At 70.0% G+C, this 21,065-nt stretch carries 19 protein-coding genes; 14 read left to right on the forward strand and 5 right to left on the reverse strand.

Features of this window, described 5'->3' with window-relative positions; all coding sequences use genetic code 11:
- Positions 1 to 185 precede the first annotated feature (185 nt).
- The 5 genes from ilvD (at position 186) to QZ647_RS04950 (ending at position 7,176) form a co-directional block, all read left to right on the forward strand.
- Positions 186 to 1,874: a dihydroxy-acid dehydratase gene (gene ilvD / locus QZ647_RS04930; RefSeq protein WP_291271098.1), complete on the forward strand. Its 1,689-nt coding sequence runs from the start codon at positions 186 to 188 to the stop codon at positions 1,872 to 1,874.
- Between the two features lie 11 nt (positions 1,875 to 1,885).
- Positions 1,886 to 3,610 (forward strand): biosynthetic-type acetolactate synthase large subunit, encoded by a 1,725-nt coding sequence (gene ilvB, locus QZ647_RS04935; protein ID WP_291271099.1) that lies wholly within the window; start codon positions 1,886 to 1,888, stop codon positions 3,608 to 3,610.
- Entirely contained in the window at positions 3,607 to 4,182 is a 576-nt protein-coding gene (gene ilvN, locus QZ647_RS04940; protein ID WP_291271100.1) for an acetolactate synthase small subunit, read from the forward strand. Before ilvB ends, ilvN begins: the two co-directional genes overlap by 4 nt.
- 48 nt (positions 4,183 to 4,230) lie before the next feature.
- Entirely contained in the window at positions 4,231 to 5,247 is a 1,017-nt protein-coding gene (gene ilvC, locus QZ647_RS04945) for a ketol-acid reductoisomerase (protein ID WP_291271101.1), read from the forward strand.
- Positions 5,248 to 5,448: 201 nt separating this feature from the next.
- Positions 5,449 to 7,176: a nitronate monooxygenase family protein gene (locus QZ647_RS04950; RefSeq protein WP_291271102.1), complete on the forward strand. Its 1,728-nt coding sequence runs from the start codon at positions 5,449 to 5,451 to the stop codon at positions 7,174 to 7,176.
- A gap of 142 nt (positions 7,177 to 7,318) precedes the next feature.
- Here QZ647_RS04950 and QZ647_RS04955 read toward each other — a convergent pair whose 3' ends face one another.
- Genes QZ647_RS04955 through QZ647_RS04970 form a run of 4 tightly spaced genes read right to left on the reverse strand, consistent with a single transcriptional unit; the run spans position 7,319 to position 10,598 of the window.
- Positions 7,319 to 8,305, reverse strand: a complete 987-nt coding sequence (locus QZ647_RS04955; protein ID WP_291271103.1) for a hypothetical protein — start codon at positions 8,303 to 8,305, stop codon at positions 7,319 to 7,321.
- A 60-nt stretch (positions 8,306 to 8,365) separates the two neighbouring features.
- A complete protein-coding gene (radA, locus tag QZ647_RS04960) occupies positions 8,366 to 9,730 on the reverse strand; it encodes a DNA repair protein RadA (RefSeq protein ID WP_291271104.1) in 1,365 nt (454 codons plus the stop codon).
- A complete protein-coding gene (locus QZ647_RS04965; RefSeq protein ID WP_291271105.1) occupies positions 9,730 to 10,128 on the reverse strand; it encodes a cobalamin B12-binding domain-containing protein in 399 nt (132 codons plus the stop codon). Before QZ647_RS04965 ends, radA begins: the two co-directional genes overlap by 1 nt.
- A gap of 14 nt (positions 10,129 to 10,142) precedes the next feature.
- Complete coding sequence (locus tag QZ647_RS04970) at positions 10,143 to 10,598, reverse strand: tRNA (cytidine(34)-2'-O)-methyltransferase (RefSeq protein ID WP_286353453.1); 456 nt, start codon at positions 10,596 to 10,598, stop codon at positions 10,143 to 10,145.
- A 12-nt stretch (positions 10,599 to 10,610) separates the two neighbouring features.
- On the opposite strand from QZ647_RS04970, the gene QZ647_RS04975 reads away from it, so the two are divergent.
- The 9 genes from QZ647_RS04975 to mraY all read left to right on the forward strand — a co-directional run bounded on the left by QZ647_RS04975 (position 10,611) and on the right by mraY (position 20,307).
- Entirely contained in the window at positions 10,611 to 10,970 is a 360-nt protein-coding gene (locus QZ647_RS04975) for a histidine triad nucleotide-binding protein (protein WP_291271106.1), read from the forward strand.
- 195 nt (positions 10,971 to 11,165) lie between these two features.
- The gene (locus QZ647_RS04980; protein ID WP_291271107.1) at positions 11,166 to 11,651 is read left to right on the forward strand and encodes a hypothetical protein; all 486 of its coding nucleotides are present in this window, start codon (positions 11,166 to 11,168) and stop codon (positions 11,649 to 11,651) included.
- Positions 11,652 to 11,653: 2 nt separating this feature from the next.
- Positions 11,654 to 12,616, forward strand: a complete 963-nt coding sequence (rsmH, locus tag QZ647_RS04985) for a 16S rRNA (cytosine(1402)-N(4))-methyltransferase RsmH (protein ID WP_291271108.1) — start codon at positions 11,654 to 11,656, stop codon at positions 12,614 to 12,616.
- An 11-nt stretch (positions 12,617 to 12,627) separates the two neighbouring features.
- Positions 12,628 to 12,996, forward strand: coding sequence for a hypothetical protein (locus QZ647_RS04990; RefSeq protein WP_286353449.1), 369 nt, complete (start codon positions 12,628 to 12,630; stop codon positions 12,994 to 12,996).
- A gap of 60 nt (positions 12,997 to 13,056) precedes the next feature.
- Complete coding sequence (locus QZ647_RS04995; RefSeq protein ID WP_291271109.1) at positions 13,057 to 15,198, forward strand: penicillin-binding transpeptidase domain-containing protein; 2,142 nt, start codon at positions 13,057 to 13,059, stop codon at positions 15,196 to 15,198.
- Positions 15,195 to 16,652: a UDP-N-acetylmuramoyl-L-alanyl-D-glutamate--2,6-diaminopimelate ligase gene (locus QZ647_RS05000; protein ID WP_291271110.1), complete on the forward strand. Its 1,458-nt coding sequence runs from the start codon at positions 15,195 to 15,197 to the stop codon at positions 16,650 to 16,652. The genes QZ647_RS04995 and QZ647_RS05000 overlap by 4 nt, the downstream gene beginning before the upstream one ends.
- A complete protein-coding gene (locus QZ647_RS05005; RefSeq protein WP_291271111.1) occupies positions 16,649 to 17,635 on the forward strand; it encodes an L-threonylcarbamoyladenylate synthase in 987 nt (328 codons plus the stop codon). The genes QZ647_RS05000 and QZ647_RS05005 overlap by 4 nt, the downstream gene beginning before the upstream one ends.
- A 193-nt stretch (positions 17,636 to 17,828) precedes the next feature.
- Complete coding sequence (murF, locus tag QZ647_RS05010) at positions 17,829 to 19,208, forward strand: UDP-N-acetylmuramoyl-tripeptide--D-alanyl-D-alanine ligase (protein WP_291271112.1); 1,380 nt, start codon at positions 17,829 to 17,831, stop codon at positions 19,206 to 19,208.
- Positions 19,209 to 19,218: 10 nt separating this feature from the next.
- Complete coding sequence (gene mraY / locus QZ647_RS05015; RefSeq protein WP_291271113.1) at positions 19,219 to 20,307, forward strand: phospho-N-acetylmuramoyl-pentapeptide-transferase; 1,089 nt, start codon at positions 19,219 to 19,221, stop codon at positions 20,305 to 20,307.
- On the opposite strand, the gene QZ647_RS05020 is transcribed toward mraY, so the two are convergent.
- Positions 20,285 to 21,052 carry an EAL domain-containing protein gene (locus QZ647_RS05020; RefSeq protein WP_291271114.1) on the reverse strand — a complete coding sequence of 256 codons (768 nt, stop codon included), beginning with the start codon at positions 21,050 to 21,052 and terminating at the stop codon, positions 20,285 to 20,287. The two genes, mraY and QZ647_RS05020, sit on opposite strands and share 23 nt — an antisense overlap.
- Positions 21,053 to 21,065 lie beyond the last annotated feature (13 nt).

A 21,065-nucleotide genomic window follows, 5' to 3' on the forward strand; every position in this document is an offset into this window, starting at 1 on the left:
CCTGTTTCCCGCCTCCGCACTCCCGATCCCGGCCCGCTGGACCGGAATCGGGGTGATCGCGCGGCCCGTGGGCCTCGGCTTCGAGCTGCGACTGACGGGTTAGGGGCGCTGTCCGGATCTCCACCGACCGCGGCCCCGCACCCCCAGGCGGGGCCGTTCCCGTTCAAGAGCCACCGAGGATTGCCATGACGCCCACCGACCAGCCTCTGAACCGTCGCAGCCGGGTCATCACCCAGGGCGCCCATCGCGCCCCGGCCCGGGCCATGCTGAAGGCCACCGGCTTCACGGATGAGGACCTGGCCAAGCCCATCATCGGCATCGCGAACACCTGGACCGAGATCGGCCCCTGCAACCACCACCTGCGGGAGCTGGCTGAGCGCGTGAAGGTGGGCGTGCGCGCCGCCGGGGGCACGCCCATGGAGTTCTGCACCGTTTCGATCAGCGACGGCATCACCATGGGCACTGAGGGCATGAAGGCTTCACTGGTGAGCCGCGAGGTCATCGCGGATTCCATCGAGCTGGTGGCCCGCGGCAATGCCTTCGACGGCCTGGTCTGTCTGTCGGGCTGCGACAAGACCAACCCCGGCGTGGCCATGGCCCTGGCGCGCCTCGACATCCCCGGCCTCATCCTCTACGGCGGCTCCACGGCCCCGGGCCACTGCGATGGCAGGGATCTCACCGTGCAGGATGTCTTCGAGGCCGTGGGCGCCCACAGCTCGGGCCGCCTGGACGACGCGGGCCTGAAGAAGGTCGAGGATGCCGCCTGTCCCGGCGCCGGGGCCTGCGGCGGCCAGTTCACGGCCAACACCATGGCCAGCAGCCTCGAGCTCATCGGCCTCAGCCCCATGGGCCTCAACGGCATTCCGGCGGAGGATCCCCGGAAGGGCGAGGCCGCCGAGACCTGCGGGCGCCTCGCGATGGAGCTGTTGAAGCGCGACCTGCGGCCCAGCGCCCTCCTCACCCGCGAAGCCTTTGAGAACGCCATCGCCGCGGTGGCCGCCACCGGCGGGTCCACCAACGCCGTGCTGCACTACCTGGCCCTGGCCCGGGAGGCCGGCGTCCCGTTGACGCTCGAGGACTTCGACCAGATCAGCGCCCGCACGCCCCTGCTGGCGGACCTCAAGCCCGGCGGCCGCTTCACGGCCACGGATCTCCACGCGGCCGGCGGCATCCGCCTGGTGGCCCAGCGCCTGCTGGAAGGGGGCAGGGTGCATGGCGCCGCGCTCACGGTGACCGGGCGGACCCTGGCCGAGGAGCTGGCCTCGGCCCGGGAGACGCCGGGCCAGGAGGTGGTGCGCGCCGCGTCGAATCCCATCAAAACGAGCGGAGGCCTGGTCATCCTGCGGGGCAGTCTCGCCCCGGAAGGGGCCGTGGTGAAGGTGGCGGGCCACGAGCGGCTTCACCACACGGGACCGGCCCGTGTCTTTGAAACGGAGGACGAGGCCTTTGCCGCGGTCCAGGCCGGGCGCATCGATCCGGGCGATGTGGTGGTGATCCGCTACGAGGGCCCGCGGGGCGGCCCGGGAATGCGCGAAATGCTGGGCGTGACGGCGGCCCTGGTGGGCGCGGGCCTCGGCGAATCCGTGGCCCTGCTGACGGATGGCCGCTTCTCGGGCGCCACCCGCGGGCTCATGGCGGGCCATGTGGCGCCGGAAGCGGCCGTGGGCGGCCCCATCGCGCTGGTTCAGGAGGGCGACACCGTGGTCTTCGACATCCCCACGCGCCGGCTCGACCTGAAGGTGGCCGAGGACGAACTGGCGCGGCGCCGGGCCGAGTGGCGAACCCCGCCCCCGCGCTACCGCACGGGCGTCTTCGCCAAGTACGCCGCCACGGTGGCCAGCGCCGCCGAAGGCGCCATCACGGTCGCGCGGTGAAGGGGGTGGCCATGAACCAGGACGGGACGCATACCGGGGCCCAGCTCATCTGGGAGAGCCTCCAGCGCGAAGGGGTGGACACGGTCTTCGGCTATCCCGGCGGAGCCATCCTGCCGACCTACGACGCCATGGTGGGCTACCCGATCCGGCATGTGCTGGTGCGCCACGAGCAGAGCGCCGCGCACATGGCCGATGGCTATGCCCGGGCTTCGGGCCGCGTGGGGGTGGTGGTGGCCACCTCGGGCCCCGGAGCGACCAACCTCGTCACCGGGTTGGCCACGGCCATGCTCGACTCCACGCCGCTGGTGGCGATCACCGGGCAGGTGGGCTCGGCCCTGCTGGGCACGGACGCCTTCCAGGAAGTGGACATCACGGGCATCACCATCCCCATCACCAAGCACAACTACCTGGTGACCCGGGCCGAAGAGATCGTCCCGGCCCTCCGCGAGGCCTTCGCGGTGGCCCGCAGCGGCCGCCCCGGCCCCGTGCTGGTGGACATCACCAAGGACGCGCAGCAGTCCCGGGCGACGCTGGACTGGGCGGCAGCTGCGCCCCAGCGCCACCGGCGCCACCTGCCGCCCCCGCCGGATCCGGCCGAGTTGGCGCGCGCGCTGGAGTTGATCCGCCACGCCAAGCGGCCCGTCATCCTCGCCGGCCACGGCATCCAACTGGCCGGGGCCCGGGCCGAAGTGCTGGCGCTGGCCGAGCGCGCCGACATCCCCTTCGCCCTGACGCTGCTCGGCCTGGGCGCCGTGCCCGCCACGCATCCCCTCAGTCTCGGGATGATGGGCATGCACGGTGAATCCTGGGTGAACCGCGCCATCCAGGAGGCGGATCTCCTGCTGGCCCTGGGCATGCGCTTCGATGACCGCGTGACCGGCAAGCTCAGGGAATACGCCCCGAACGCGCGGAAGGTCCACATCGACATCGACGCCAGCGAGCTGAACAAGAATGTGCCGGTGGAGGTGGCCATCGCGGGGGACCTGCTGGAGGTGCTCAGGGCGCTGCTGCCCGGGGTGCCGGTGGCGGACCGCTCGAGCTGGCTGGGCACCATCCGGGAGTGGCGGGGCGATTCCGCCGTGCGCGACATCCAGAACCTGCCGGACGACGGGCACCTCTATGCGGCCCATGTCATGCACGACCTCTGGCGCCTCACGAAGGGTGAGGCGGTGGTGGTCACCGATGTGGGCCAGCACCAGATGTGGGAGGCCCAGTATTACAAGCACGACGGTGAACGGAGCCTCATCACCAGCGGGGGCGCGGGCACCATGGGTTTCGCGCTGCCCGCGGCCATCGGCGCCAAGCTGGCGCGGCCCGAGGCCGAAGTCTGGGTGGTGGCGGGCGACGGCGGCTTCCAGATGACCTTCGCTGAGCTCATGACGGCCGTGCAGGAGGGCGTGAAGGTCCACATCGCCATCATCAACAACGGGTACCTGGGCATGGTCCGCCAGTGGCAGGCCATGTTCTACGAGGGCCGCTACGCCGCCACGCCCATCCGTTCACCGGACTTCGTGAAGCTGGCGGAGGCCTTCGGCATCCCTGGGCAGCGGGTGGAGGCCCGGGGCGACCTGGCCGCCGCCGTGGCCCGGGCCCGGGCGGTTGAAGGTCCGGCGCTCATCGAGTTCAAGGTCGAGCAGGAGGACAGCGTCTACCCCATGGTGCCGGCGGGCGCGGCGCTGCACGACATGATCCGCCGCCCCAGCGCCCTCGCCGAAACCGGTTCGGATCCCGCATGAAAGGAGGCTCTGTGCTCCAGGTTTCCAACTCTCAGGTCCTCGTGGTCTACACCGATGACGAACCCGGCGTCCTGACCCGCATCGCCTCCCTGATCCGGCGCCGCGGCTTCAACATCCACTCCCTGACTGTGGGTCCCACGGAGCGGGCCGGCCTGTCCCGCATGACCATCGTCGTGGATTCCGAGGCACCCATGGTGCGCCAGGCCGTGGAGCATCTCCGCAAGCTGGTGAATGTCCTGGAGGTCCAGCCGCTGGGGGAGCGGCCCAAAGTGGTGCGCGACCTGGTGCTGGTGCGGGTGGCGGCCGGGCCCGAGGTGCGTTCCGAAGTGCTCCAGCTGGCCCAGGTCTTCCGGGCCACGGTGGTGGACATCGCCGAAGACAGCCTCGTCATCGAATGCACCGGCAGCCTCGACAAGATCGATGCCCTGGTGGATGCCATGCGGCCCTTCGGCATCCTCGAGCTGGGCCGCACCGGCGCGGTGGCCATGGCCCGGGGCACGCGCACGCCCCCGCCGACCCGCGCCGCGATGCCGCTGCATACAGGCACCGGCCCCGAAGCCATGTCCGTCTGATTGCCCCACGCCCACGCGCTCATTCCCCCTCACCCAAGGAGCCCCCCCATGGCCAAGATCCACTACGACGCCGACCTCGGCCTCATCCGCGCCCGCAAGGTCGCCATCCTGGGCTTCGGTTCCCAGGGCCACGCCCATGCCCTCAACCTCAAGGACAGCGGCGTCCATGTCCGCGTCGGGCTTCCGGCCGCCTCCGCCTCGCGGGCCAAGGCCGAAGCCCAGGGCCTCACCGTCACCACGCCCGCCGAAGCCGCGGCCTGGGCGGATGTGATCATGGTCCTCACCCCCGACACGGGGCAGGGCGCCCTCTACCAGGAATCCATCGCGCCCCACCTGACGCCGGGCAAGACGCTGATGTTCGCTCACGGCTTCAACATCCGCTACGGCTGCATCCAGCCGCCCGCGGGGGTGGATGTCAGCCTGGTGGCCCCCAAGAGCCCCGGCCACCGGGTGCGCGAGGTCTTCGTGGAAGGCGGGGGCACGCCGGCCCTCGTGGCCGTCCACCAGGACGCCAGCGGGCAGGCCCTGGCCCTGGCGCTGTCCTACGCAGCGGCCCTTGGCCTGACTCGGGCAGGCGTCCTGGAGACAACCTTTGCGGAAGAAACTGAAACGGATCTCTTCGGCGAGAAGGCGGTGCTCTGCGGGGGGGCGAGCGCCCTCGTAAAGGCGGGCTTCGAGACCCTGGTGGAAGCCGGCTATCAGCCCGAGATTGCCTATTTCGAGTGTCTGCATGAATTGAAGCTCATCGTGGACCTGATGTACCGGGGCGGCCTCAGCTTCATGCGCTACAGCATCAGCGACACGGCGGAATACGGCGACTACAGCGGAGGGCCCCGGTTGGTGACCGAGCAGACCAAGGCCGAGATGAAGGAGATCCTGAAGGAGATCCAGGACGGCCGCTACGCCGCGGCGTGGATCGAGGAGAACCGCACGGGGCGCCGGTGGTTCGAGGCGCAGCGGGCCGCAGATCACGACCATCCCATCGAACAGGTGGGCCGGAACCTGCGCCGCATGATGCCCTTCCTGGATCCCGTGGAGACGCCCGCGCCGGTGGCCCGGCCGTAGCGTTTCGCCGCATCGCGGAGGATCCGCCAGAGGTTATTTTTGGCCACTGTTTTTTACCTTCATGACCAGCGGCTTGCCTGGCTTCAGGAGGTCTGGCCCGGGATGGCCTGACCTGGGGTCAAAACCTTGAACGCCGTCACAGGGTTTTGGCCCCAGAATGCTTGTTGCGGTAAGACATTTCCCGCGATCCCGGAGCCCGCAATGGCTGAGTCCTTCTTCAACACCTCGACGCTGCCCACCCTCCAGGGTTGGCAGGCGCCGGGTTCCCTCGACTTCCAGGCCGCCTTCCTGCGGGCCGGAGGCTGGGCGCTGCCCCGCACCGAGGCCTTCCCCGACGCGGCCAAGCTCCGGGAGCGGCTGCACGAACTCAAGGCCTCCATGCGCGAGGGCGCCAAGATCGGTCTGGACCTCCGGGGCCTGCGGGACAGCGCCGATAGCGTGATGGCCGCCGCCCGCGAGGCCGGCGTGGCCTTCCTGCTGCACACGGCGGAGCTGCCGCCCTCGCTGGCTATGCTGAAGCACGCGAACATGCCCCGCCTTGTGGCCGTGCAGAGCCCCGAGGAAGGAGCCCAGGCCAAGGCCGGCGGCGCTTCCGCCCTGCTGGCCCGGGCCTGCGATGTGGCAGCCCTGCGCTTCCTGGGACTTCCCGTGATGGCAGTGGCCGATACGGAAGCCGAGGCCAAGCAGGCCATGGCCGATGGGGCCATCGGCCTCCAGCCGCGCACGCCTTCGCTGCTGGACGCTTCGCCCCTGGCCGCCTTCCGCACCCGGCTCATGGCCGGCCTGGATTCCATGGCCCAGGCGCTCGTCCGCAAGGGTGCCTGCACCCTGCCGCGCCTGCGCATCCGCAACCTCGACCTGGCCTATCCCATCCAGCAAGGCGGCATGGGTGTGGGCATCTCCTGGGAAGGCCTGGCGGGCGCCGTGGCCCGTGAGGGCTGCGTGGGCCTGGTCTCGGCCATCGGCACGGGCTACCACGGCTCAGCCAACCCCACCATGCGCCTGGGCCGCCCCGATGGCTCCGATTCGCTGAACCCGCCCAAGGCGCTGGAATGGATCATCCGCGCCGCCCGGGAGCGCTCCGAAGGCCGGGGCGCCGTGGGCGTGAACATCCTCTGCGCCATCGAAGGGTACGAGTCCGCCGTGCGGGCTTCCATCGCCGGTGGCGCCCAGATGATCGTGTCCGGCGCAGGCCTGCCCCTGGCCCTGCCGGGTTATGTGGGCGACGCGGATGTGGCCCTGGTGCCCATCGTGTCCTCGGGCCGGGCGCTCCAGGTGATCTGCAAGCAGTGGCAGCGGAAGTACAACCGCCTGCCGGATGCCGTGGTGCTGGAAGGCCCCGAAAGCGGCGGTCACCAGGGTTTCAGCCACGACGGCTGTCTGGATCCGGCCCACACCCTGGAGAACATCCTGCCCGAGGTCATCGAGGAGCGGGACAAGTGGGGCGACTTCCCCATCCTGGTGGCGGGCGGTGTGTGGGATCACGCCGACATCCAACGCTTCCTGGCCCTGGGCGCCTCCGGCGTGCAGATGGGCACCCGCTTCATCGGCACCTTCGAGTGCGACGCCTCGCCCATCTTCAAGGAGGTCATCCTCCGGGCCAAGGCCGAGGACATCGGCCTCATGAAGTCCCCGGTGGGCCTGCCCGCCCGGGGCGTGCGGACCTCCCTGCAGCGGCGCATCGAGGCCGGCACCGCGCCCCAGATCCGCTGCGTGAGCAACTGCCTGTCGCCCTGCGGCCACGGCAAGGGGGCCGCCGCCGTGGGCTACTGCATCGCGGACCGTCTGGCCGACGCCATGCGCGGCGACGAGGAGAGTGGCCTCTTCTTCACCGGCAGCAACGGCGCCAAGCTCCGCGACCTGGTCAGCGTCCGCGACCTCATCGAGGAACTGACGCAGGATCCAGGCCTGCAGCGGGTCTACGCCTAAGCGGCTCAAGAGAGCGACACTCGCGGAGGTTGGGAGAGGGGGCGGAGGTTCGCAGAGGGGAAGGTGTGCCCGCCATTCCCGGCGCCCTTCGCCCACTCCGCGGTCTCTGCGGGTGCCGTTCCCGTCGGGATCCGCTGGATGGTCAGCTGGCGTTGGGATGCCGTTCCAGCAGCTGCCGCAGCGCCGCATTGCGCTTCACGGCCTCCTGGCGGCGGAGGTGGGCGATGAGCGGGGGCGGCGCGGCGCTCCAGCGGGCGATGTTCTGGATGAGCAGGGTGGAGACATAGGTGCGGCGGCAGAGGAGGGCCGTCGTGTGGCCGTCGATGGTGAGGCCCACCAGGCTCGCGAGGCAGCGGCCCTCCGTGGTGAGGATGAGCTCGGCCCGCTCCTCGCCCGTGCGCTGGTTGAAACTCGTGCGCAGCAGCTCCCGGGCCATGGCGCGGACCTGCTCGGGCGAATCGCGGGAGGTCGCCACGAGGTACTGCTCCAGGAGGCGCCGGGAGGACCAGAGGCGCCGGTAGAGGCCGATCGGCAGCAGGGGATTCTGCAGCAGCGCCCGGCGCACGCCGCCATCATTCGTGAAGGCGGTGCGCCCGCCCAGGGCCTCCAGGCCTGCCGCCGTGCGGTGGTGGGCCGCGATGAGGCGGGCGTGGAGACCGCCCACCTGGGGATTGTCCAGCACGGCGCGGACGACTTCGGCGGTGGGGTCGAAGCAGTAGGCGCTCAGTTCGGGCTCCGTCGCCCCCCGCGCCAGGGCGACGCGCTCATCCACGGGTCGGGCATGCAGCCGCTGCTCGAAGAGGGCCCGGTGGGTGGCGGCCCGGGCCTTGGCGAGCGGAGTCTCCTCCCCCGCTTCGGGGTTCTCCGAGCCGGGCTCCATCGACGCGGAGGGCGGCGGCCCGGAAGGTGAAGCGGAAAGCGGAGCGGCGGGCCCTTCGGGGGCCACGGCGCCCAGGGCCACCAGGGCCCTCAGCATCCCGGCCACCTCACGCTCCTCCAGGTTCATGAGGTGCGCGAGGGTCGGGACATCGAGGGTTCCGTCCAGCCGCGACAACAGGTAGCCCTGGAGCGGATCGAGGGGCAGGGCGAGGGGATCCAAGCCGGGCCGGGGAGCGGGCTTCCAGGTCATGGGTCGAGCATAGGTCGGATGGGGGCCGGAACCATCCGGGGATTTCCAGCGGGTCGCCCGCTACTCCTCCACGATGCCTTTCAGCCAGGCCTTGCCCCGCAGGCGCTCCACGCTGGTCTCGGGGAAGAGGTCGAGGGGGCTCTTGCCCTCCAGTCCCAGGCGGGGCACGGCGGCGCAGCTGAAGCCCAGGCGGGCGCCCTCCTGGAGCCGAAGGGGCAGCTGGGCCACGGGGCGCACCTCGCCGGTCAAACCGACTTCGCCCATGAAGAGACACTTCTCCGCCAGCAGACGGCCGCCGGCACTGCTGCACAGGGCGGCGATGACGGCGAGATCCGCGGCGGGATCCTCGATCTCCAGGCCGCCGGCCACATTCACATAGATGTCCCGGTCATGGAGCTGCACGCCGCCGCGGCGCTCGGCCACGGCGCAGAGCATGGCCAGCCGCTGCCCGTCGATGCCCAGGGCCGTGCGGCGGGGGATGCCCAGGCCCGCGGCGGCCACCAGGGCCTGGATCTCCACCACCATGGGCCGGGTGCCGCTGAGCACCACCGTGGCGGCGCAGCCGGGCCGGGGCTCGGCGTCCAGGAAGAAGGGGTTGCCCTCGGCGGCCACCAGACCTTTCTCCGTCATGGCGAAGACGCCCAGCTCGAAGGCCGCGCCGAAGCGGTTCTTGAGGGCCCGCAGGAGGCGGTGGTGGTGGTGGCGGTCGCCTTCGAAGGCCAGCACCGTGTCCACCAGGTGTTCCAGCACCTTGGGCCCGGCGAGGCTGCCGTCCTTGGTGACATGGCCCACCAGCACCAGGGGTGTGCCCGTGGTCTTGGCCCAGCGCGTGAGCATGGCCGCGCAGCCGCGCACCTGGCTCACGCTGCCGGCGCTGCTCTCGAAGTCGGGATCGAAGAGGGTCTGGATGCTGTCCACCAGGAGCAGATCCGGCTTCATGCGCTCGGCTTCCTCGAGGATGCGGCGCACATCCGTTTCGGCCAGCAGGTGGATGCCCGGGTTCTCCGCGCCGAGGCGCTGAGCCCGCAGCTTGATTTGGCGCTCGCTCTCTTCGCCGCTGGCGTAGAGGACGGCGCCTTCCGTCGTGGCCGCCCACTGCAGCAGCAGCGTGGACTTGCCGATGCCCGGCTCACCGCCCAGCAGGGCCACCATGCCCGGCACCACGCCGCCGCCCAGTACGCGATCCAGCTCCGTGATGCCGGTGGGGCTGCGCTGGGCGTCCGTCACCTCCACATCGGGAAGGGCGATGGGGCCCGCGTAGTGGCTCTGCGCGTAGGCGGATCCAGCCCGCTGGAGGTCGCGCTTCAGGGTGCCGCGGATCTCCTGGACGGTGTCCCAGGCGCCGCAGCCCGTGCACTTGCCCAGGGCCTTGGGATGGCGGGCGCCGCAGGCCGTGCACTCGAAGAGGGGACTGGTCTTCGCCATCAGTTCGGGATCTCGCGCCGGATGAAGGCCACGATGTCGTCGGTGTTCGTGCCGGGCTGGAAGATCTCCCGGATGCCCTGGGCCTTGAGGCCGGGGATGTCCTCGTCGGGGATGATGCCGCCGGCGAAGACCAGCACATCGTCCGCGCCCTGCTCCTTCAGCAGTCGCAGCACCTCGGGGAAGATCTGGTTATGGGCGCCACTGAGGATGCTCATGCCGAGCACGCGGGCGTCCTCCTGCACCACGGCGGCGGCGATCTGCTGCGGCGTCTGCCGCAGGCCGGTGTAGATCACCTCCATGCCGGCATCGCGCAGGGCGCGGGCCACGACCTTGGCGCCGCGGTCATGCCCGTCGAGGCCGGGCTTGGCGATGACGACGCGGATCGGCGCTGGGTTCATGGGGGCTCCGGAGGTTACCAACCCTCAGTCTGCCGCAGGGCCTCGTAAAGGCCAATGGCCGCGGCTTGCGCCAGGTTCAAGCTGCGGTGGTGGTCGCCCAGCATCGGGATCCGCAGCAGCGAGTCCTTGTGGGCCGCCAGCAGGTCCTCGGGCAGCCCCACGGTCTCCTGGCCGAAGACGAGCCCATCGCCATAAGCCCAGGGCACCTGGGTGTGCCGGCGGGCGCCCTTGGTGGTGAAGAACCACAGGCGCTTGGCGGGATTCCGGGCCAGGAAATCGTTCCAGTCGGCGTAGTGGGTGGGATCCAGCTTCTCCCAATAGTCGAGGCCCGCCCGGCGCAGGTAGTAGTCACTGGTGTCGAAGCCCAGCGGGTGGATCAGGTGCAGCTTCACGCCGTTGTTCACGCAGAGGCGGCCGATGCTTCCGGTATTCTGCGGAATCTCGGGCTGATGCAAGATGATGTGGAACATGGGAGGTCCCGGATGAGCGCCCCTGCGAGCGAGTGCCTATTCTGCAAGATCGCGCGGAAGGAGATCCCCGCGGCCCTGGTGTATGAAGACGACGAACTGCTCGCCTTCAAAGACATCTTCCCCCAGGCGCCCGTCCATCTGCTCATCATTCCGAAGGCCCACTGCAAAGGATTGGGCGATCTGAGCCCCGAGGTGGTCGCCCTGTCGGGTCGGATCCTCCAGCTCTCCGCGCAGCTGGCCCGGGATCATGGCGTCATGGCCGGCGGGTGGCGCCTGCTGAGCAATTGCGGCCCCGATGCGGGCCAGACGGTCTTCCACCTGCACTTCCACCTGCTGGGGGGGAAACCCCTCGGCGGGAAGCTCTGCCAGTAGCCGAAACCCTTCCATTTAGCGAAAAAGGCACGCGTTTGCGTGTCTTTTTCGTTTTTATTTCCGCTTGTTGCAATCTCGGGTCTTTCTAGACTTTGAGGTGGCTCTCAGTGGAGAAAAGTGGTCTGAAGTGGATCAAAGTGGTCTCACCTCGCATCCATCGGCCTCTCCTGGGTAGCTGGTTGAAAGGCGATACCGGTGCTGCGACTTCGCGGAAACTCACCGGCCACGGTGGATGAGAAGGGCCGTCTGAAGCTCCCCTCATCCTTCAAGGCCGAGCTGGAAACCTTCGCCCAGGGCGAAGGGGGCCGGGGTCTGCGCGAGGGCATTCCCGCCCTGCGGCACTACCTGACTTCGCTGGACGGCCGCTCCGCCCGGCTCTATCCCCTGCCGGTCTGGGAGGCCATCGAGGCGCGTCTGGCGGCCCTGCCGTCCACCAGCCCCGCCAAGCGCAAGTTCCTGGAGACCACCGCCTACTTCGGCAGCGAAGTGGAGCCGGATGCCCAGGGCCGCTTCGTCATCCCGCCCATCCTGCGCGAGGCCGCCCAGCTCACGGGCGAGGTGGCCGTGCTGGGCCAGATGGACCACCTGGCCCTGTGGAACAAGGCCGGCTTCGAGCGGCGCCTCGCGGCCGAGCCCCTCGGTGCCGACGACCTGGCGCAGCTTGCGGACCTGGGGATCTGATGATGACCATTCAGCCCCCCATCCATGTGCCCGTCCTCCTCCAGGAGGTGCTGGACAACCTGATGCTGCCTCCGGCCGCGCGGGTCCTCGACCTGACCCTGGGCCTGGGCGGCCATGCCGAAGCCCTGCTGGGGCGGTGCGACAAGGCTGCCGCCTACCTGGGTGTGGATCGCGACCCCGAGGCCCGCTACCTGGCCCGCCGCCGCCTGGGCGACGACGGCCGCGTGGAGATCCTGGCGGGGAACTACGAGGACATCTGGACCGATCCCCAGTTCCTGGCCTGGACCGGAGCCCATGCCCCGGGCGGCTTCGACGCCATCCTGGCGGACCTGGGCGTTTCCACGCTGCAGCTCCGAACTCCGGAGCGGGGCTTCAGTTTCCGGGACGAAGGCCCCCTCGACATGCGCATGGACACGAATGCCGGCCCCACCGCCCTGGAATGGATCGCGGAGCAGACCGACGAAAGCCTGGCCGACGCGATCTACCAGTTCGGCGAAGAGCGTGCCAGCCGGCCCATCGCCCGCGCCATCCTCCGGGCGCATGGCGAAGGCCGGCTGGCCACCACGCGGGATCTGGCCCAGGCCGTCTACACCGTGATCCCCCGCGAACCGGCCAAGAGGAAGGGCCAGAGCGATCCCGCCACCCGGACCTTCCAGGCCATCCGCATCGCCGTGAACGGCGAGCTGGACCGGCTGGCTGGGGCGCTGGAGGCGGCGGTCTCCCACCTGCGGCCCGGCGGTCGCCTGGCGGTCATCAGCTTCCACAGCCTGGAGGACCGCATCGTCAAGCAGACCCTGCGGCGCCTCGCGGGCACCTACGACGGGCCCGGCCGCGTGGCCCCCGCACCGCTTCCCAAGGTCCTCAAGCTCATCCATCCCGGTGGCATCGCCCCCAGCGAGGCCGAAGCCGCCGGCAACCCCCCCTCCCGGTCCGCCCGCTTGCGCGTGGCGGAACGGCTCCCCTGACCGAGGTACCCATGGCCGCCGGAACTCTGCCGAGCCCCGCCGCTCCCGTCCGCATGGTCGAGAGCGAAGGCATCCTGCGCATGCTGCTGCTGGTGCTGGCACTGGCCATGCCCCTCGGCACCCTTGCCTATCTGAAGATCCAGAGCACGCGCCTGAGCTACGCCATGGGCGACTTGAAAGAGCGCATCCGCAAGGAGGAGGAGTTCCAGCGCAAGCTCATGCTGGAGCGCAGCCGCTACCAGCGCGATGAGGAAGTCCAGGTCTACGCCCAGAAGGCGGGGCTCCAGCCCCGCAAGCAGGGCCATCTGATCCGCCGGGCCTTCACGCCCGAGGACCAGCGCCTCGCCAAGCTCCGTCCCGTGTCCTCCGAAGGGCTGTAGCCTATAGGCTGTGGGGCGCTGCGGCCCCGCGTCACCGCTCCATCCAGCCCCGGCCTTCCCGTGTCCCTCCGCTTCGCCACTGAACCCCGTGCTTCCCGGCGCCTGCTGGGCCGGCAGGATCCCCAGGATCTGCTGGGCCGGCGCATGCCCTGGATCATGGGGGGCATGGCCTTCTGGGCCCTCTGCATCCTCCTTCGGCTCTTCTGGCTGCAGGGGGTGGAGCACAAGCGCTACCGCGCCAAGGCCGACCAGCAGCACACCACGGTGGTACCCATTCCGCCCATCCGTGGGGAGCTGCGGGACCGACGGGGCGAGCCGCTGGCCATCTCCATCAAAGTCGAAAGCCTCTTCGCCGATCCCCGCGTGTTCTATCCGGACTACAAGCCGGTGAAGGGGGAGGAGCGGCACTGGGGCGAGCCGGACCGCCGGGCCGCGTCCGAGGTGGCCGCCAAGCTGGCCCCCATCCTGGAGCAGACCCGTGGGCAGGTGATGGAAAAGCTCCTGCGCAAGAAGACCTTCGTCTACCTCGAGCGGCACCTGCCCCCCATCAAGACCGCCGCCGTGCGGGCCTTGAACCTGGATGGCATCGAGTTCCAGCCCGAGAGCCGCCGCTTCTACCCGCGCGGCAGCCTGGCGGCGCAGATCATCGGCTTCACGAACATCGACGGCCTGGGCCAGCTGGGCATCGAGCAGACCTACGACAAGCAGCTGGCGGGGCTGAAGGGGGAGCTCATCGCCCCCCGCGACGCCCATGGCAAGCTGCTCATCCTCCAGGAGAACTATAGCCAGGTGCCCGTGAATGGGGCCTCGCTCCAGCTAAGCCTTGATGCCTCCATCCAGCACATCGTGGAGGACGCGCTGGAGGAGGGGGTGCGCCTGTCCCGTCCCCGCACGGCCTATGCCGTGGTGGTGGATCCCCAGACCGGCGAAATCCTGGCCATGGCCGGCACGCCCACCTTCGACCCGAACCACATCCTGCCGAAGAAGTTCCTCAACCGCGGCGAGGCCGAGCTGTCGGCCAGCGAGCGCGAAGAGCTGCGCCGGGAGCTGGAACGCCAGAAGGCGGCCCGCAAGGTGCATCCCGTGGAGGATGTCTACGAGCCCGGCTCCACCATGAAGATCTTCACCGCCGCCATCGCCCTGGAAGAGCGCAAGGTCCACCTGGGGGAACGCATCGACTGCCTGGCCGGCCGCTGGCTGTACAGCCCGAAGGTCCCCCCCATCACCGATACACACCGCCACGGCGTGCTCACCTTCGAGGAAGTCCTCTGGCAGAGCTCCAACATCGGTGCCGCCAAGATGGGCATCCGGCTGGATCCCGCCGTGCACTACCAGTACCTCCGCAAGTTCGGCTTCGGAGATGCGACCGGGCTGAACTTCCCAGGCGAGAGCCCGGGCCGCATGATCGCCCCTGACCGCTGGAGCGTGCCGACCCAGTACACCTTCTCCTACGGCTATGGCCTCAGCACCACGCCTTTGCAGATCCTCATGGCCGGCTGCGCCCTGGCCAACGGCGGCAAGCTCATGCAGCCGATCCTGGTGCAGCGCATCTACAACGACAAGGGCCTCCTGCTGAAGGAATTCAAGCCCACTGTGCGCGGGCAGGTGCTGAGCGAGGAGACCGCGAACCTGATGAAGGAGACGCTCAAGGGCGTCCTCACCCAGGGCACGGGCAAGCGGGCCCGGCTCGACAACGGCGTGGAGGCCTTCGGCAAGACCGGCACCAGCCGCAAGCTCATCGACGGGAAGTACGACCCCAAGCGCCACTTCGCCTCCTTCATGGGCTTCTTCCCGGCAGACAAGCCGCAGTACGGCGTGCTGGTCATGCTCGACGATCCCGCGGGCGACACCACCGGCGGCGATGTGGCCGCGCCCCTCTTCAAGCGCATCGGCGATGGGATCCTCCGTTTCCGGCAGACCACCCCGGACCTGGACCGCGAAGCGGACCTGAAGCTGTCCCTGCGCGATTGGCCCGTGAGCGAGACGGACGAGGCCGCCGTCCATGTGGAGCGGGGCCGCGTGCCCGACCTCAAGGGGCTGAGCCTCAAGGCTGCCATCCACCGCGTGGTGCTGGTGGGTGGCAGTCCCCGGGTGGAGTCGTCGCCGGGAACGACCGCGACGCGGGTGCTGGGCCAGAGCCCCGAACCCGGCGCCCCGCTGGAGCCGGGGACAGTGGTGAAGATCAAGGCGGGGATGCCATGAAGCTGGACGCGCTCATTGATGGAATCGCCCTGCGGCGCTCCGGTCCAGAGGTCGAGGTGGTGGACCTCACCAGCGACAGCCGGGAAGTTCGCTCCGGCTGGGCCTTTCTGGCCCTGAAGGGCGAGCAGGCCGATGGCGCGGCCTTCGTCCCCCAGGCGCTGACGCAAGGTGCCAGCGCTGTCGTTTCGGCCATGGGCGTCGCGGTGCCCGAGACTGTCGCCAGCTGCACCTTCACGGGGGATCCCAGGCTGCAGATGGCCGACTTGGCCCGTCGCCTGCACGGCCTGCCGGATGAGCGGCTGGCCCTCATCGGCGTCACCGGTACCAACGGCAAGACCACCACCACCACTTTGATCCGCCAACTCTTGCGCGGCGCGGGGATCGGCTGCGGGCTCGTGGGCACCGTCTTGAATGCCGCGGGGGACCGGGAGGAGGAGGCCGTCCGCACCACGCCGGAAAGCCCCGCCTTCTACCGCTGGCTGCACCGCAGCGTGGAGGCCGGCGACCGGGCCTCGGCGGTCGAGGTGAGCAGCCACGCCCTCTGCCTGGGCCGGGTCCACGGCGCGCGCTTCAAGGTGGGCGTCTTCACGAACCTCACGCAGGATCACCTGGACTACCACGGCACCCTGGAGGCCTATTTCGAGGCGAAGCACCGCCTGGTGGCGCAAAGCGGGCGCTTCCTCGTGAACGCCGACGACGCCTGGGGCCGCGGCCTGCTGGAGCGGGAAGGCCATGTGAGCTACGCCGTGGACCGCCCCGCCTGCTACCGGGCCCATGGTCTGGAGCTGGGCCCCACGGGGACCCGCTTCACCCTCCATTCGGCCAAGGGAAGCTGGGAAGTCCACAGCCCCCTGCTGGGCCGCTTCAATGTCTACAACCTGCTGGCGGCCCTGGCCGCCTGCGCTGAGGCTGGCTTCGATCTGGATCGGCTGGTGCCGGCCGTGCCCAAGGTGACTGGCGCCCCGGGCCGGCTGGAGCGGGTGGACTGCGGTCAGCCCTTTGGCGTGATGGTGGATTACGCCCATACGCCAGATGCCCTGGAGAAGCTGCTGGCCGAAGGCCGGCGCCTGCTGCCGCCGGGGGGCCGCCTGCATGTGCTCTTCGGCTGCGGCGGCGACCGCGACCGGGCCAAGCGCCCCCTCATGGCGGCAGCCGTGGCGGCCGGGGCCGATGTGCTCTGGCACACCAGCGACAACCCCCGCACCGAGGACCCGGAGCGCATCCTGGACGATGCCGCCCCCGGGATTCCCGAAGCCATCCGTGCCGACGGCGCCCGGTACCACCGCCGCGCCGATCGCCGCGAATCCGTGCGTCGCGCCCTGATGGACTGCCGGCCCGGCGACCTGCTGTTGCTGGCGGGGAAGGGCCACGAACCCTACCAGGAAATCGGTGGCGTGAAATACCCCTACAGCGACCGCAGCGCCGTGGAAGCCGTGCTCGGGGAGTCGAAGTGACGCGGCTGCTCCAGGTCACGGGTCCGGACGATCCCGCGATCCGCGAAGCGGCCGCGATCCTGGCCTCCGGCGGCCTGGTGGCCTTCCCCACGGAGACCGTCTATGGTCTGGGTGCGGACGGGCTCAATCCCGAGGCTGTGGCGCGCATCTACGCCGCGAAGGGCCGCCCCGCCACGAACCCCGTCATCCTGCATGTGGCCGATGCCGGTGCGGCCCGGGCGCTGGTGTCCCGATGGCCCGCCGAGGCCCAGGCCCTGGTCGAGCGGTTCTGGCCGGGCCCGCTGACCCTGGTGCTGCCGGCCTCGGAGACGGTGCCCGCCATCGTCCGCGCGGGGGGCCCTTCGGTGGCGCTGCGCTGCCCGGCGCATCCGGTGGCGCTGGCTCTGATCCGTGCCGCGGGCCGGCCCCTGGCGGCACCCAGCGCCAACCGCAGCCAGCACCTCTCTCCCACCCGCGCCGAGCATGTGGCTTCCAGCCTGGGGGAGGCGGTGGATCTCATCCTTGATGGGGGGGCGACGGCAGCCGGTCTCGAATCCACCATCCTCGATCTCAGCGGAGAGGCTCCCCGGATCCTGCGGCCCGGGCCCATCCAGCCTGCTGAATTGGCCGCCCTCATCGGCCCAGTGGACCTGTGGGCGGGTGCGGTGAAGGCTGGGGTGCGCCAAGCCGCCCCCGGCATGGCGGAGCGCCATTACGCGCCCCGGGCCCGGCTGGAGCTGGTGGCGCCAGGATCGGGTCTGGCGGCTGCTTCCGGGCGCGTGGCCTATGTGGCCCTGGGGGTCCTGCCGCACCTGCCCGGCGGGGTCCGCGGCGTCCTCCTTCCGTTGGACGCGGAGGCCGTGGGGACTCGGCTGTACGCCCTCCTGCACGAGCTGGATGATGCGGGATTCGAGCGCATCCTCATGGAACGGCCACCGGAGACGGAGGCTTGGCTGGCGGTGCGGGACCGGCTACGCCGTGCATCCGCCAAGGAGCCGGCATGAGCACGAAGCAGGAGCGGAGTGCCACTTTGGCGCAGCCGAAGCCCTCCCCCCTATCGCACCTGGCATCAAGCCAGGTGCTCCTGCTCGGCCTTGCCTCGCTGAGGCGGGTCCCTGGGTGCGGCACAGGGAGGCTCCGCCTCCGCAAGCGAAGCGCGCCGGAGCACGCATCGCGTGCGTTAGGCGGAGGTGCCGCATGAGTCTCTGGTCCCTGTTCCAGGTGGCCTCCCAAGTGGGGGGAGAGATCCTCGGCGACGGCGCGGTGAGGCCCTCGTCCCTCTCCCTGGATACCCGGACGATCCAGCCTGGCGCCTGCTTCGTCGCCCTGCGGGCCGAGCGGGATGGCCATGCTTTCTGCGCCCAGGCGGTCGAGAGGGGCGCCGCGGCCCTGCTGGTGGATCATCCTCTGGACAGCGGGTGTCCACAGCTGGTGGTGCCCGATACGCTGGCGGCCCTCCAGCGGTGGGGCCAGGTGCGGCTGGCGGCCGTGCGCCCCCGGGCCGTGTTCGGCGTGACCGGCAGCGTGGGCAAGACCAGCACCAAGGAGCTGCTGGCGGCGGCCGTGGGGGGCTGGAAGACACCGGGCAATCGCAACAACACCCTGGGGCTGCCCGAGGCCCTGGCGACCCTGCCGGAGGGCCTGGGCGCCGCGGTGCTTGAGATGGGCATGAGCACACCCGGCGAGATCCGCCGCCTGACGGAAATCGTCCCGCTGGATTTCGGACTCATCACCCTGGTCGGCACAGCCCACATCGAGAACTTCGCCAAGGGCCAACAAGGCATTGCGGAGGCCAAGGGCGAGCTGGTGGCGGGCCTGGTGCCGGGAGGCGCCTGGGCCTACCTGGCGGCGGACGAGTGGTGTCGCTGGATCGCCGGGCAGCCCTGGGCCCGCCATGCCGAGGCCCTCCCCGTGGGCCAGGGGCAGGCCTACGGCTGGGAAGGGGTCGAATCCCTGGGCGCCGCCGGCGAGGCCTTCCGCCTGCGGACGCCCATGGGCGAACTCCCGGTGAGGATCCAGCTGCCAGGGGAACACCAGGTTCGGAATGCGGCGCTCGCCGCCACCCTCGCGCTCCGAGCCGGGTTCGATCCGGAGCGTGTCGTGGCGGGCCTGGGAGCCGTCCTGCCCGAGCCCGGCCGGGGGCGTCTCCTCCCGCTCGCCGGGGGCGGCTGCATCCTGGACGAGACCTACAACGCCAGCTTCGATTCCATCCTCGCCTGCGCCCGGGCCCTTCTGCAGCTGCCGGGTGGCGAGGCCCTGGCTGTGCTGGGCTCCATGCGCGAACTGGGTCCCGAGGCGCTGCGCATCCACCGGGAGACCGGCGTGGCCCTGAAGGCCCAGGGCCTTTCCCGCCTCTGGGCTTATGGTGATTTCGCGGCCGCCTACGCCGAGGGCTTCGGGCCTGGGGCCCGGGCCTTCCCGGATTTCGAGGCTTTGCGCGACGGGGCCGGCGGACTCTCCGCAATCCCGCCGGGAGCCCGTATCCTGGTGAAGGGAAGCCGATTCTGGCGGGCCGAGCGCGCCGTGGAATTCCTTCTGCAATCCTCTGCCCTCAGTCCCCAGTCCTCAGGCTCTTGAACGGATCCCCATGCTTCCCTGGCTGCTCTATCCCTTCCGCGACCTGGTTCCGGGCTTCTCCGTCTTCCGCTATGTGACCTTCCGGACGGCCATGGCGGCGGCCACGGCCATGGTGTTGAGCCTGCTCCTGGGCCCCTGGGTCATCCGCACCCTGACGGCCCTGAAGATGGGCCAGCACATCCGTGATGTCGGCCCCGAGCACCACCAGAAGAAGGCGGGCACGCCCACCATGGGCGGCATCCTCATCCTGCTGGTGATCACCGTATCCACGCTGCTTTGGTGCGATCTCAAGAACGGCGCCATCTGGGTGGCCCTCATGGCCCTGCTGGGCTTCGGCACCGTGGGCGCCTTCGACGATGCCCAGAAGCTGCTCAAGAAGCAGAACCTGGGCCTCAGCAGCTGGCAGAAGATGGCCCTGCTCACCGGCATCTCGCTGGTAGTGGCGTGGCTCATCCTGCATTTCGGCCTGCGGGGTACGGCCACCAGCCAGCTGTCCGTGCCCTTCTTCAAGAATTTCCGGCCGGATGTGGGCATCTTCCTGATTCCCTGGATCTGGCTGGTGATGGTGGGCACGAGCAACGCCGTGAACCTCACGGATGGCCTGGACGGGCTGGCCACGGGCGGCACGCTCATCGTGTCGCTCACCTACGCGATCCTGGCCTATGTGGTGGGCCATGTGAAGATCGCCGCCTACCTGGTGGTGCCTCATGTTCCGGGCGGTGCCGAACTATCGGTGTTCATGGGGGCCATGGCCGGGGCCTGCCTGGGCTTCCTCTGGTACAACGCCCACCCCGCGGAAGTCTTCATGGGGGATACGGGCTCTCTGGGCCTGGGCGGCGCGCTGGGTACGGTGGCCGTCATCATCAAGCAGGAGGTGCTGCTGGTGATCGCCGGCGGTCTCTTCGTGGTGGAGGCCGTGAGCGTGATCCTGCAGGTGGGCAGCTTCAAGCTGCGGGGCGGCAAGCGCATCTTCCGCATGGCGCCCTTCCACCACCACCTCGAGCTGGGCGGGCTGCAGGAAACGAAAGTGGTGATCCGCATGTGGATCACCGCCATCGTCTGCTCGATCCTGGCCCTCAGCTCTCTGAAGCTGCGATAGGCCCAGCGATCGGCCTGGGCCGGGTCGGCCAGGGCTGGCCCAGGATGAAGCCCTGGCCCCAAGGCACATCGGCATCCATGACGGATTCAAGTTCCTCGAGCGTTTCGATGCCCTCGGCGATGAAGCCGATGCACATGCGCTGGGCGAAGTGGGAGAGGGCGTTGAGCAGCGCGGCCTGGTAGGGGCGGCGGTGGACCTGCTCCACGAGGCTGCGGTCGGCCTTGATGAAGTCCGGGGCCAGGCGGGCCATGTGGGTGAGGCTGGCCACGCCGGCCCCCAGGTCGTCCACCGCCAGGCGCAGGCCGGCGTCGCGCAGCTTCTGGGCATAGCGCTGGAGCGCCGCCAGATCATGCACGCCCTGGGATTCGGTGAACTCCATCACCACGCGCTCCACGGGGAAGGGCAGGGCCTCCAGCCAGCGCGGGAGGCAGTCCCAGAACCCGGGGGCCTCCAGGCTCACCGGCTCGAGGTTCACGAAATGCAGGAAGTCGCCTTCGCCGTGGCGGGCGAGGGCGGCGAAGGTGGCGTCGAGGAAGCGCAGGTCCAGGGCCAGGCGGTCCGCCGGAGCCAGGCCCGGGTCCTGGAGGATCGGGCCCACGGGGTGGGTCACGCCCGCCGCATCCAGGTGCCGGGCCAGGTACTCCTGGGCCATCATGCGGTTGTCCCGGAGCCGGTACATGGGCTGGACATGGGGCACGATGGCGCCCTCGCCGCTCAGCAGATGTTCCAGGATGCCCTTCTGCATGACCGCTCCATAC

This window comes from Geothrix sp., from assembly GCF_020622065.1.
Taxonomy (GTDB): domain Bacteria; phylum Acidobacteriota; class Holophagae; order Holophagales; family Holophagaceae; genus Geothrix.